The 12501-nt window shown below is 57.1% G+C and carries 13 protein-coding genes; 11 read left to right on the top strand and 2 right to left on the bottom strand.

Annotation, left to right across the window (positions count from 1 at the left end):
- Positions 1–98 precede the first annotated feature (98 nt).
- From fruB to nadS, 5 genes are all read left to right on the top strand, one after another.
- On the top strand, positions 99–1229 hold the full coding sequence (fruB, locus tag AAIE02_RS11035; RefSeq protein ID WP_008459922.1) for a fused PTS fructose transporter subunit IIA/HPr protein: 1131 nt from the start codon (positions 99–101) through the stop codon (positions 1227–1229).
- Positions 1229–2167, top strand: coding sequence for a 1-phosphofructokinase (gene fruK / locus AAIE02_RS11030; protein WP_008459923.1), 939 nt, complete (start codon positions 1229–1231; stop codon positions 2165–2167). Before fruB ends, fruK begins: the two co-directional genes overlap by 1 nt.
- 16 nt (positions 2168–2183) lie before the next feature.
- Positions 2184–3872, top strand: coding sequence for a PTS fructose transporter subunit IIBC (gene fruA, locus AAIE02_RS11025; protein ID WP_498532527.1), 1689 nt, complete (start codon positions 2184–2186; stop codon positions 3870–3872).
- A 288-nt stretch (positions 3873–4160) separates the two neighbouring features.
- On the top strand, positions 4161–4508 hold the full coding sequence (locus tag AAIE02_RS11020) for a type II toxin-antitoxin system RelE/ParE family toxin (protein ID WP_336981656.1): 348 nt from the start codon (positions 4161–4163) through the stop codon (positions 4506–4508).
- On the top strand, positions 4495–4779 hold the full coding sequence (nadS, locus tag AAIE02_RS11015) for a NadS family protein (RefSeq protein ID WP_008459926.1): 285 nt from the start codon (positions 4495–4497) through the stop codon (positions 4777–4779). Before AAIE02_RS11020 ends, nadS begins: the two co-directional genes overlap by 14 nt.
- Before the next feature lie 41 nt (positions 4780–4820).
- On the opposite strand, the gene nfo is transcribed toward nadS, so the two are convergent.
- Both nfo and AAIE02_RS11005 read right to left on the bottom strand, forming a co-directional pair.
- On the bottom strand, positions 4821–5678 hold the full coding sequence (gene nfo, locus AAIE02_RS11010) for a deoxyribonuclease IV (RefSeq protein ID WP_213712702.1): 858 nt from the start codon (positions 5676–5678) through the stop codon (positions 4821–4823).
- Positions 5679–5764: 86 nt separating this feature from the next.
- Positions 5765–6814, bottom strand: coding sequence for a YeiH family protein (locus tag AAIE02_RS11005; RefSeq protein WP_008459930.1), 1050 nt, complete (start codon positions 6812–6814; stop codon positions 5765–5767).
- A 124-nt stretch (positions 6815–6938) separates the two neighbouring features.
- Between AAIE02_RS11005 and yieE the strand changes: the two genes are divergently transcribed.
- The 6 genes from yieE (at position 6939) to AAIE02_RS10975 (ending at position 12484) form a co-directional block, all read left to right on the top strand.
- Positions 6939–7805 (top strand): DNA-binding transcriptional regulator YeiE, encoded by an 867-nt coding sequence (yieE, locus tag AAIE02_RS11000; RefSeq protein ID WP_008459931.1) that lies wholly within the window; start codon positions 6939–6941, stop codon positions 7803–7805.
- Positions 7806–7989: 184 nt separating this feature from the next.
- A complete protein-coding gene (locus AAIE02_RS10995; RefSeq protein ID WP_498532690.1) occupies positions 7990–8775 on the top strand; it encodes a transporter substrate-binding domain-containing protein in 786 nt (261 codons plus the stop codon).
- Between the two features lie 10 nt (positions 8776–8785).
- On the top strand, positions 8786–9454 hold the full coding sequence (locus tag AAIE02_RS10990; RefSeq protein ID WP_008459934.1) for an amino acid ABC transporter permease: 669 nt from the start codon (positions 8786–8788) through the stop codon (positions 9452–9454).
- Positions 9451–10107 (top strand): amino acid ABC transporter permease, encoded by a 657-nt coding sequence (locus AAIE02_RS10985; RefSeq protein WP_039304915.1) that lies wholly within the window; start codon positions 9451–9453, stop codon positions 10105–10107. Before AAIE02_RS10990 ends, AAIE02_RS10985 begins: the two co-directional genes overlap by 4 nt.
- The gene (locus AAIE02_RS10980; protein WP_039295413.1) at positions 10088–10825 is read left to right on the top strand and encodes an amino acid ABC transporter ATP-binding protein; all 738 of its coding nucleotides are present in this window, start codon (positions 10088–10090) and stop codon (positions 10823–10825) included. Before AAIE02_RS10985 ends, AAIE02_RS10980 begins: the two co-directional genes overlap by 20 nt.
- A 189-nt stretch (positions 10826–11014) precedes the next feature.
- A complete protein-coding gene (locus AAIE02_RS10975) occupies positions 11015–12484 on the top strand; it encodes an amino acid permease (RefSeq protein ID WP_008459942.1) in 1470 nt (489 codons plus the stop codon).
- Positions 12485–12501 lie beyond the last annotated feature (17 nt).

Here is a 12501-nt window from a genome sequence, read left to right as displayed (position 1 = left end):
AAACGTTTCAGCGTCATCTTTTTGCATCCCGCAGCTCGAGATGGCGCATTTTTTCTCAAGCTAGCTGAATCGTTTCAATTCAGCGAGAGAGGCGATCTATGTTCCAGTTATCTGTGCAGGATATTCACCCGGGCAAAGCTGCCGGGAGCAAAGAAGACGCTATCCGCCAGGTTGCCGCCGCCCTTGTGCAGGCAGGCAACGTCGGTGAAGGCTACGTCAACGGTATGCTGGCGCGTGAGCAGCAAACCACCACTTATTTAGGCAACGGGATTGCTATCCCGCACGGCACCACCGACACGCGCGATCTGGTGCTGAAAACCGGCGTTCAGGTTTTTCAGTTCCCGCAGGGCGTGGAGTGGGGCGAAGGGCAGACCGCTTACGTGGCGATCGGTATTGCGGCCAGTTCCGACGAACACCTTGGCCTGCTGCGCCAGTTGACGCATGTGCTGAGTGACGACGAAGTGGCTGCACAGCTGAAATCCGCCACCAGCGCGGAAGAACTCCGGGCGCTGCTGATGGGCGAGAAGCAAAGCAGCGCGCTGCTGCTGGACAACAGCCTGCTGGCGCTGAACGTCGAGGCCAGCGATTTGATGACGCTGCAGGCGCTGAACGCGGGCCGCCTGAAGCAGGCGGGTGCGGTTGATGCCGCTTTCGTCAGCAACGTGATTGCCGGTAATCCACTGTATCTCGGTCAGGGTATCTGGCTGAATGACAGCGCGGCAGGCAACCTGGCCAGCGCGGTTGCTGTCAGCCGTCCGGCGGCCAGTTTTGAAGCGGATGGAAACCCGGTTTCTCTCCTGATGACCGTCGCTGTGGCCGACGACCAGCCCTTGCAGGTGCTGAACCGCCTGAGCGACATGCTGATTGGCAACCGTGCCGACAAGCTTTTAACCGCAGATGCGCCGGCGTTGCTGACGCTGCTGACCAGCGATGATGCCCCGGCAGAAGAAGCGCTGAGCGCCGAGTTTACCGTGCGTAATGAACACGGCCTGCACGCCCGGCCGGGTACGGCGCTGGTTAACACCATAAAACAATTCAATAGCGAAATTACCGTGACAAACCTTGATGGAACCGGGAAACCGGCAAATGGACGTAGCCTGATGAAAGTTGTTGCTCTGGGTGTGAAAAAAGGCCACCGGCTGCGCTTTACCGCGCAGGGTGAAGATGCTGAACAGGCGCTGAAAGCGATTGGCGAAGCCATCTCTGAAGGACTGGGGGAGGGCGCGTAATGACCAGACGTGTAGCAACGATCACCCTGAACCCGGCCTATGACCTGGTGGGCTTTTGCCCGGAAATCGAGCGTGGAGAAGTAAACCTGGTGCGCACCACCGGTCTGCATGCGGCTGGCAAGGGCATCAACGTCGCTAAAGTACTGAAAGATCTCGGCATCGACGTGACCGTAGGCGGATTCCTCGGCAAAGACAACCAGGACGGCTTCCAGCAGCTGTTTAGCGAGTTGGGAATCGCCAACCGCTTCCAGGTCGTACAGGGCCGTACCCGCATCAACGTTAAGTTGACCGAAAAAGACGGGGAAGTCACCGACCTGAACTTTTCCGGGTTTGAAGTCACCGGCGCGGACTGGGAACGCTTTGTGGCGGACTCCCTGAGCTGGCTGGGCCAGTTCGACATGGTTTGCGTCAGCGGCAGCCTGCCTGCGGGCGTTTCCCCGGAAGCGTTCACGGACTGGATGACCCGTTTGCGCAGCCAGTGTCCGTGCATCATTTTCGACAGCAGCCGCGAAGCGCTGGTTGCCGGTTTGAAGGCGGCACCGTGGCTGGTCAAACCGAACCGTCGCGAGCTGGAAATTTGGGCCGGTCGCAAGCTGCCTGAATTGAAGGATGTGATTGAGGCGGCGCATGCGCTCCGTGAGCAGGGGATTGCGCATGTGGTGATTTCTCTAGGCGCGGAAGGCGCGCTGTGGGTTAACGCTTCAGGGGAATGGATTGCCAAACCACCCACCTGTGAAGTTGTTAGTACCGTTGGCGCAGGAGATTCCATGGTTGGCGGCCTGATTTATGGCCTGCTGATGCGCGAGTCCAGCGAACACACGCTGCGCCTTGCTACCGCCGTTGCGGCCCTGGCCGTCAGCCAGAGCAACGTAGGCATTACCGATCGTACACAGCTGGCCGCCATGATGGCTCGTGTCGACCTGAAACCTTTCCACTGACAGCAGGAGACAGGCAATGAAAACGCTGTTAATTATTGAACCGGGACTTGGGCAGGCGCGCGCGTATCTCGCGAAGACGCTGCTCGGTGCCGCAGCGCCAAAAGCGCACCTCGACATTATTGATAACCCGAACGATGCCGAACTGGCGATTGTCGTTGGCAACGCCATTCCCGCTGATACTTCACTGAACGGCAAAAAGGTGTTCCTGGGCGATATCGATCGCGCGGTGCAGCACCCGGAAGTGTTCCTGAACGAAGCGAAAGGTAAGGCTCATACGTACACCGCCCCGACAGCTGTTGCAACCGCCCCAGCAAAAGGGCCGAAGCGTATCGTCGCCGTCACGGCCTGCCCGACCGGCGTGGCGCACACTTTTATGGCGGCGGAAGCCATCGAAACCGAAGCGAAAAAACGCGGCTGGTGGGTGAAGGTTGAAACCCGTGGTTCCGTTGGCGCAGGGAACGCGATTACCCCTGAAGAAGTGGCCGAGGCGGATCTGGTGATTGTGGCGGCGGATATTGAAGTGGATCTGGCTAAATTTGCCGGGAAGCCGATGTACCGCACGTCTACAGGCCTTGCGCTGAAGAAAACGGCTCAGGAGCTGGATAAGGCGCTGGTCGAGGCCAAACCTTACGAAGCCGCAGGTAAAGCCAGCGCGGCTCAGGAATCCGGCAAAAAAGAAAGCGCCGGGGCGTATCGCCATCTGCTGACGGGGGTGTCTTACATGCTGCCGATGGTGGTTGCGGGCGGCCTGTGTATTGCGCTCTCCTTTGCCTTCGGTATCACTGCCTTTAAGGAACCTGGTACGCTTGCCGCGGCGCTGATGCAAATTGGTGGTGGCTCTGCGTTTGCGCTGATGGTCCCGGTTCTGGCGGGGTATATTGCCTTCTCGATTGCGGACCGTCCTGGCCTGACGCCGGGTCTTATCGGCGGCATGCTGGCCGTTAGCACCGGTTCGGGCTTTATCGGCGGCATCATCGCCGGTTTCCTGGCGGGTTATATCGCGAAGCTGATTAGCTCGAAGCTGAAGCTGCCACCAAGCATGGAAGCACTGAAGCCGATCCTGATCATTCCGCTGTTCTCAAGCCTGGTTGTTGGCCTGGCAATGATCTACCTGATTGGCACCCCGGTGGCTAAAATCCTGGCGGGCCTGACCCACTGGCTGCAAACCATGGGCACCGCGAACGCGGTTCTGCTGGGCGCGATTCTGGGTGGCATGATGTGTACCGATATGGGCGGCCCGGTGAACAAAGCGGCTTACGCTTTTGGCGTCGGCTTGCTCAGTACCCAGACCTACGCACCAATGGCGGCGATCATGGCCGCGGGCATGGTACCACCGCTGGCGCTGGGCCTGGCTACGCTGGTGGCTCGCCGTAAGTTTGATAAGGCGCAGCAGGAAGGGGGCAAAGCGGCGCTGGTGCTCGGGCTGTGCTTTATTACCGAAGGGGCGATTCCGTTTGCCGCCCGTGACCCGATGCGCGTGCTGCCTTGCTGCATCATCGGCGGGGCGCTGACGGGGGCGCTGTCCATGGCGGTTGGCGCGAAACTGATGGCCCCGCACGGCGGCCTGTTTGTCCTGCTGATCCCTGGCGCGATTACTCCGGTGCTGGGTTACCTGCTGGCGATTGTCGCCGGTACGCTGGTGGCGGGCCTGTCCTACGCCTTCCTCAAACGTCCTGAAACGGAGCTGGCGGCGAAGGTCGCTTAATCTTCCGCTCAGCTAAAAAACGCCTCGTTAATGCGGGGCGTTTTTCTTTCTATGATCAATGTTACTCTCCGAACAATCCTTAAAGGCCGCTAAGTCAGTTCCTGAGGCATGTCTCGAGCCTGACTGAAAACCTGCCTGTCGTTGCACCCCATTTATTCTCACTTTTCACACACCTGCTTTTTCAAGCTTGTTTCTGAGTGAATAAAAATAAATATTTTGGCCTGGCACACAATGAGAGTGTACTATGTACCCATTGGTGTACGTAGTACCCTTAAGGATGAGGGCGCAATGACGCACGCTATAACTTTTATTGAGACGACGTTATTTACCCGGCAGATTAAACAGTTTGCGACAGATGATGAACTTAGCGCGTTGCAAAAGGTTTTAATTGGCTCCCCGGAGAAAGGTGATCTGATTCAGGGCACCGGAGGGTTACGGAAAATCAGAATGGCAACCGGCGTTCGGGGTAAAAGCGGGGGCGCTCGGGTAATCTATTTTTTTGCAACGGCAGAGATGATTTGGCTGATCATGGCGTGGCCGAAGCACATAAAAGACAACCTGACGGCAGCAGAAAAAGCTGAACTCAGGAGGCTGACTAAATTACTAAAAGGTAACGTAGAAAATGAGCTTCTTTAATGACCTTAAAACCTCGCTTGAAGAGGCGGTGGAAATTAAAAACGGGGGAAAATTACCCGCGAAGGTCGTGCGTTATGACGTGGCGGATGTTCGGGCGATAAGGGAACAGCTGAAGGTTTCGCAAAGTGAAATGGCTCAGGCCTTAGGCACCAGCGTTGACACGATCAAAAGTTGGGAGTCAAAACGTCGCAATCCCACCGGATTAGCGGCCAAGGTACTGGCTACCATTCAAAGCAATCCTGCATTTTATTATGAGCTGGCAGCGCACTGAGTCAGCTACCAGCAATGACCCTGACGCATCCAGCGACAGCGTTATGCCGTCGCTTCCTCGTGCTGTTGTGCTTTAAGCCAGGCGATCTCTTCGGCCCAGATATCCGGGTTGGTAGTTTCCAGAATTAACGGAATACCATCGAAACGGGCGTCACGCATGATCCAGCTAAACGGCGTGTGGCCGATATTCCCGAGGCCGAGGCTGTTGTGGCGGTCAACGCGGCTGCCAAACTCGCTTTTGGCATCGTTGAGGTGCATCCCGCGCAGGTATTTGAACCCGACGATACGCTCGAACTCACTAAAGGTTTTTTCGCAGTCAGCTTCCGTGCGCAGATCGTACCCGGCGGCAAAGGCGTGGCAGGTATCGATGCAGACGCCAACGCGGGATTTATCTTCCACGCCGTCAATAATCGCCGCGAGATGCTCGAAGCGGAAACCAAGGTTACTGCCCTGGCCAGCGGTGTTTTCGATGACTGCGGTCACGCCTTCGGACTTCTCCAGCGCAATGTTAATCGACTCCGCAATGCGCTTCAGGCATTCCTCTTCCGGAATCTGCTTCAGGTGGCTGCCCGGATGGAAATTCAATAGCGTCAGCCCCAGCTGCTGGCAGCGCACCATTTCGTCGATAAACGCCTCGCGGGATTTTTCCAGCGCATCTTCAACCGGGTGGCCGAGGTTTATCAGGTAGCTGTCGTGGGGGAGGATTTGGCCTGGGCCATAATGGTATTTTTCGCAGGCGCTCTTAAAGTTGTCGATCACTTCGCTGGTCAGCGGCGCGGCGCGCCACTGGCGTTGATTCTTGGTGAACAGGGCAAAAGCGGTGGCTTCCAGTTCGTGGGCGCGAATGGCGGCGTTTTCCAGGCCACCCGAGGCGCTAACGTGCGCTCCAATAAACTTCATCTGTCTTCTCCTGTTTCTTGACGGGCAAAACCCGCTATCGGTAGTCCGTCATGATAGCGGGTCAGAAGGCTTTTTTCCGTATTGAATTATGCTAACAGGTGATGAATTGCCAGGTTAATGGCCGCGCCGCCGACAATCAGCCAGATGAACAGCACCAGCGCCATAAGTAGCGGGCGAACCCCGGCTTTTTTCAGGGCACTAACGTGGGTCGTCAGGCCCAGAGCCGCCATCGCCACTGCCAGCAGGAAGGTATCCAGCGTGACCAGCACATTCACCAGCGCCTGTGGCAGGAAGTGGAAGGAGTTGAAGATCGCCACCACGATAAAGAGTATTGCAAACCACGGGATGGTGATTTTACCGGTTTGCGCCGAGCCAGCCGGTGCCAGAGATTTAACGCGGGCGGCCAGGAAAATCAGGAACGGGGCGAGCATCATCACGCGGAGCATTTTGGCAATCACCGCCGCATTTTCCGTTTCCGGGCTAATGGCGTGCCCTGCGGCAACAACCTGGGCAACTTCATGCATCGTTGACCCGGTGTAAATCCCAAAGGCTTCCGGCGTAAACCAGTGACTGACGAACGGGTAAATCATCGGGTAGATAAAGATAGCCAGCGTCCCGAAGATAACCACGGTGGCGACGGCCACGGTGACTTTACTGGCTTCGGCTTTCACCACCGGTTCGGTGGCAAGTACAGCCGCCGCGCCGCAAATACTGCTGCCCGCACCAATCAGCCAACTGGTTTGTCTGTCCAGACCAAACACTTTCTGGCCGAGCCAGCAGGCGAGGGCGAAGGTGCTGCACAGCGTCAGGGCGTCAATCACCAGGCCGCTGACGCCAACGTCGGCAATCTGCGAAAACGTCAGGCGGAAGCCATACAGAATAATGCCGAGGCGCAGAAGGTGCTGCTTGGCGAACAGCACGCCGCCGTCGCACTGCTGCCAGATTTTGGGATACACGGTGTTGCCGATTATCATGCCGCACAGGATGGCGAGCGTCAGGGCGCTAAGGCCGACGCCTGCCACCGCGGGAATGTTGCCAAGCCATAACGCCAGGCCGGTAATGGCGGCGGAAAGCGCCAGCCCCGGTAAAAAATGCCACAGCGTGTGGCGGCGAGCTTGTACGGTGAGTACTGTCATAACCTTCTCCTCTGTCTTAGGGAAAAGGCTACGCCTGGCTGGCATAAAAATAAAATTGATTATATATTTATAATTAATCTTTATAAGTGGTAAGCGATGGCTGCCACCACAGGAAATCTCTCTTATGCATATCACGCTGCGGCAGCTGGAAGTCTTTGCTGAAGTGCTTAAAAGCGGTTCGACCACGCAAGCTTCCCAGATGCTGTCCCTCTCTCAGTCGGCGGTCAGCGCCGCGCTTGCCGATCTTGAAGGTCAGCTTGGGGTTCAGCTCTTTGACCGAGTGGGGAAGCGCCTCGTGGTAAATGAACACGGCAGGCTGCTCTACCCGCGAGTTGTCGGGCTGCTGGAGCAGGCCGGTGAAATAGAACAGCTGTTTCGGGAAGATAACGGCGCGATCCGCGTGTATGCCAGCAGCACCATTGGCAACTATATTCTGCCGGAAATGATTGCCCGCTATCGCCGCGACTTCCCGAAGCTGCCGCTGGAGCTTAGCGTCGGCAACAGCCAGGACGTGATCAACGCGGTGGCGGATTTTCGCGTCGATATTGGCCTGATTGAAGGGCCTTGTCATATGGCGGAGCTGGTGACCGAGCCGTGGCTCGACGATGAGCTGGTGGTCTTTGCTTCGCCGGGCAACCCGCTGGTGCACCAGGCGGTAACGCTGGAAAGCCTGGCAAAGCAGCCGTGGATCCTGCGTGAACGCGGCTCAGGCACCCGCGAAATCGTCGACTATTTACTGCTTTCGCATCTGCCAGAGTTTCAGTTGGGTATGGAGCTGGGCAATTCCGAGGCGATCAAACATGCGGTGCGCCACGGGCTGGGCATCAGCTGCCTGTCTCGCCGGGTGATTGCCGAGCAGCTGGAGAGCGGCTCATTGGTTGAAGTGGCTATTCCCCTCCCTCGTCTGGTGCGGACGCTGTACCGGATCCACCATCGCCAGAAGCATATCTCTAACGCGCTGCTGCGTTTTCTGCGCTACTGCGAAGCATAATGCACCAAAATCTTGCAGCTGCACCTGATTGGGGTGTGGCTGCGAGGCAACCTCCCGCCCGTTAACTTCTTTTTCACCGCAATGTAGCAGCGATCTTTGCGATTCATCGTCGTTGGCACATTAGTTGCAGAATTGAATTCAAAGAATCTTTTGTTTCAATCAGGCGACGAGGCTGCACATGACGATGAAAAAATGGTTGTTCTCTTTAGTTGGCGCAACGGTGCTGCTGGCTCAGGCCGGGGCGGTAATGGCCGATCAGCTGCAGGATATCGAAAAACGCGGCGTGCTGCGCGTAGCGGTTCCGCAGGATTTCCCGCCTTTTGGTTCAGTGAACGTTGACCTGAAACCTCAGGGTTACGACATTGATATGGCGGCTTACCTGGCAAAAGGTCTGAAGGTCAAGCTACAGCTGGTGCCGGTCACCAGCGCGAACCGCGTGCCATATCTGCAGACGGACAAAGTTGACCTGGTCATTTCCAGCCTCGGCAAGAACGCTGAACGTGAAAAAGTCATCGATTTTAGCCGCGCTTACGCCCCGTTCTTCCTTGGCGTGTTCGGGCCGAAAGATGGCGCAGTGACAGATGCTAAAGCGCTTAGTGGGAAAACCATTGGCGTGACCCGTGGCGCAGTAGAGGACATGGTATTAACCGACCTCGCGCCGAAAGACGCCGACGTGAAGCGCTACGAAGACAATAACACTACCATCTCCGCCTATCTTTCAGGCCAGGTGCAGTACATCGCCACCGGTAACCTCGTTGTGGCGGCGATTGCCCGCCAGAGCCCAGCCAAAGCGCCGGTCAGCAAATTTATGCTCAAGGATTCCCCTTGCTACATCGGGCTGAAAAAGAATGAACCTGCGCTGAAAGCGAAGGTGGACGAGCTGATTGGTGAGGCGCTGAAGGACCATACCCTGAACACCTTGTCGCAGAAATGGATGCAGGCGCCGCTGCCTGCCAACCTCGGCGCTTGAGGTGCCGGGGATGACCACGCAACTTGATTTTGCCGGTCTGCTGCCTTACTGGCCGGAGTTATTGTCCGGCCTGTGGGTGACGCTGGGGCTCACTTTTATGGCGACGGTCGGTGGCGTGGCTATCGGCATTACCGGGGCGGCCATTCGCAGCGGAAAGCCAGGGCTGTTAAGCCTGGCGTGGGGCGGATACGTGGAACTGATTCGCAACACGCCGTTCGTTGTGCAGCTGTTCTTTATTGTCTTTGGGCTCCCTGCGCTGGGGTTAAAGCTCAACGCCGGGGAAGCGGCGCTTATCGCGATGCTGATTAATTTAGGGGCTTACAGCACCGAGATTATTCGCGCAGGTATTCAGGTGACGCCGAAAGGGCAGTGGGAAGCGGCTCGCGTGCTGGGATTAAGCCGTAGCCAGACCTTTTTACGCGTGGTGCTGCCGCCGTCGCTGAAGCGTATTTATCCGTCGCTGGTCAGCCAGTGCATCATTGTGATGCTGGGCTCTTCCGTGGTGTCCCAGGTGTCCTGCGAAGATCTGACCTTTGCGGCCAGCCTCATTCAGTCGCGTACCTTCCTCAGCTTCGAGGTCTATCTGGTGACGACCTTAATGTACCTGGTGCTGTCGTTAATTATGCGTCAACTGCTGCTGGCGGCAGGGCGGAAATGGTTGGGGAGTGATGTCGGATGATGACGTTTACCGACTGGGATATCGTGCGCAACCTGCTGCTGGCGGCCCGCTGGACGGTGCTGCTGTCGCTGATTGCTTTTTTCTGCGGCACTCTGGTGACGCTGCCTTTATTGCTGCTGCGCATGAGCCGCTGGAAATGGCCCAAACGCTTCATCAGCGCCTACGTCGCGCTGTTTCAGGGCACGCCGCTGCTGATGCAGTTGTTCCTCGCTTTCTTCGGCATTGCGCTGTTTGGCATTGATGTCAGCCCCTGGACGGCGGCCACGCTTGCTCTGACGCTGTTTACCAGCGCGTTTTTGCTGGATATCTGGTACGGCAGCATTCGTGCTTTGCCTAAAGGCCAGTGGGAAGCCTGCCGCTGCCTCGGTTTGAGCTTCGGGCAGACGCTGTGCCGGGTCATTGCCCCACAGGCGATGCGTATCGCCGTGGCACCCACGGTTGGGTTTTCGGTGCAGGTCATTAAGGGCACGGCCCTGGCCTCGATCATCGGTTTTGTCGAACTAACCAAAGCCGGCACCATGCTGAACAACGTCACGTTTGAGCCGTTTAAAGTCTTTGCCCTGGTGGCGCTCGGCTATTTCTTACTTTGCTATCCGCTGTCGCGCTACAGCCGCTACCTGGAGAAAAAATTTAATGCCGCTCATCACCATTAATGATGTACAGAAATATTATGGCGACAATCACGTCCTGAAGGGCGTTAGCCTGGATATCGACATGGGCGAAGTGGTGTCGATCATCGGCCGCAGCGGCTCCGGCAAAAGTACGCTGCTGCGCTGCATGAACGGGCTGGAAGGCTACCAGGACGGCAGCATCAAGCTGGGCGGCATGACCATTACCGACCGCGAGTCACAGGCGCGTGAAATCAGCCGTTCCGTGGGTATGGTGTTTCAGAACTTTAACCTATTCCCGCACATGACCGCGCTGGAAAACGTGATGCTGGCGCCGCGCCGGGTGCTGAATAAAAGCGCCGCCGAATGCCGCGAGTTGGGGCTGGAGATGCTCAATAAAGTCGGCCTGGGCGAGCGGGTGGATTACTACCCGGCTAACCTGTCCGGCGGCCAGCAGCAGCGCGTGGCCATTGCCCGCGCGCTGGCAATGAACCCAAAAGTCTTGCTGTGCGATGAAATCACCTCGGCGCTTGATCCGGAACTGGTGGGCGAAGTGCTGAAAGTACTGGAGCAGCTGGCGGCAGAAGGCATGACGCTGATTCTGGTCACTCACGAAATGAACTTTGCCCGGGAAGTCGGCGACCGCGTGGTGTTTATGCACCAGGGCAAAGTGTGGGAGCAGGGGGAAAGCAAGTCGTTCTTCGCCAATCCCCGGACTCAGGAACTGCAGCAGTTTATTTCGTCCGTGCGCGGGCTGGGTTAATCTTTGACCGCCGGGCAACTGAGCGCGCCGGCGGTTTTTTAATTCCCCTCAAATTATCGGCCTGATAAGTGCCTCGCTAATAATCGCCGGGCGATCATGAAGCTCTCTTATAACCCGGGATTTCTGCTATCTGAACAAAGACGTTTTGTTACAATCTTGCCTCATTTTTTGGATAGGCAACAATTTCCTATGGTTTCACAAGATAAAACGACAGAAGCGCCTGGCTTACGCCGCGAATTAAAGGCGCGCCACCTGACGATGATCGCCATCGGCGGATCCATCGGCACGGGGCTTTTCGTTGCCTCTGGGGCAACAATTTCTCAGGCAGGACCGGGTGGGGCGCTGCTCTCTTATATGCTGATTGGCCTGATGGTGTACTTCCTGATGACCAGCCTCGGCGAGCTGGCGGCGTTTATGCCGGTGTCCGGTTCTTTCGCGACCTACGGCCAGAAATATGTCGAAGACGGCTTCGGCTTCGCGCTCGGCTGGAACTATTGGTACAACTGGGCGGTGACCATCGCCGTTGACCTCGTGGCCGCACAGCTGGTGATGAATTACTGGTTCCCGGACACCCCTGGCTGGATCTGGAGCGCGCTGTTCCTGGGCATTATGTTCCTGCTGAACTGGATCTCCGTGAAGGGCTTTGGCGAAGCGGAATACTGGTTCTCGCTGATAAAAGTGACCACCGTCATCATCTTCATCATTGTGGGTGTGATGATGATCGTGGGTATTTTCAAAGGGGCGCAGCCGGTAGGCTGGAGCAACTGGACAACCGGCGACGCGCCGTTTGCCGGGGGCTTTGCCGCAATGATCGGCGTGGCGATGATCGTCGGCTTCTCTTTCCAGGGCACCGAGCTTATCGGGATTGCCGCCGGTGAATCCGCTGACCCGGAGAAAAACATTCCTCGCGCCGTGCGCCAGGTGTTCTGGCGTATCCTGCTGTTCTACGTGTTCGCGATTCTGATTGTCAGCCTGATCATTCCTTATACCGATCCAAGCCTGCTGCGCAATGACGTGAAAGACATCAGCGTCAGTCCGTTCACTCTGGTGTTCCAGCACGCGGGCCTGCTGTCTGCGGCGGCGGTGATGAACGCCGTTATCCTGACGGCGGTGCTGTCTGCGGGTAACTCCGGGATGTACGCTTCCACGCGCATGCTTTACACCCTGGCCTGCGACGGCAAAGCGCCGCGTATTTTCTCGAAGCTGTCCAAAGGTGGCGTGCCGCGTAACGCGCTGTATGCGACCACCGTTATTGCCGCGCTGTGTTTCCTGACTTCTATGTTTGGCAACCAGACCGTTTACCTCTGGCTGCTGAATACCTCGGGGATGACCGGCTTTATCGCCTGGCTCGGGATTGCCATCAGCCACTATCGCTTCCGTCGCGGCTACGTGCTGCAGGGCAACGACATTAACGACCTGCCGTACCGCTCGGGCTTCTTCCCGATTGGGCCGATCTTCGCGTTCGTGCTGTGCCTGATCATCACGCTGGGCCAGAACTACGAAGCGTTCCTGTCGGATACCATTGACTGGGGCGGCGTGGCGGCGACCTATATCGGCATCCCGCTGTTCCTGGCTATCTGGTTTGGCTACAAGATAACGAAGGGCAGCCGCTTTGTGCGCTACAGCGAAATGGAATTCCCGAAATTTCGTGAGAAATAAGCCTTAGCAACAATAAG

This window comes from Cedecea sp. Ae19-4, from assembly GCF_059801165.1.
Note: the sequence above shows the minus strand (reverse complement) of the source record. Positions and strands in the feature narration are given on the sequence as shown.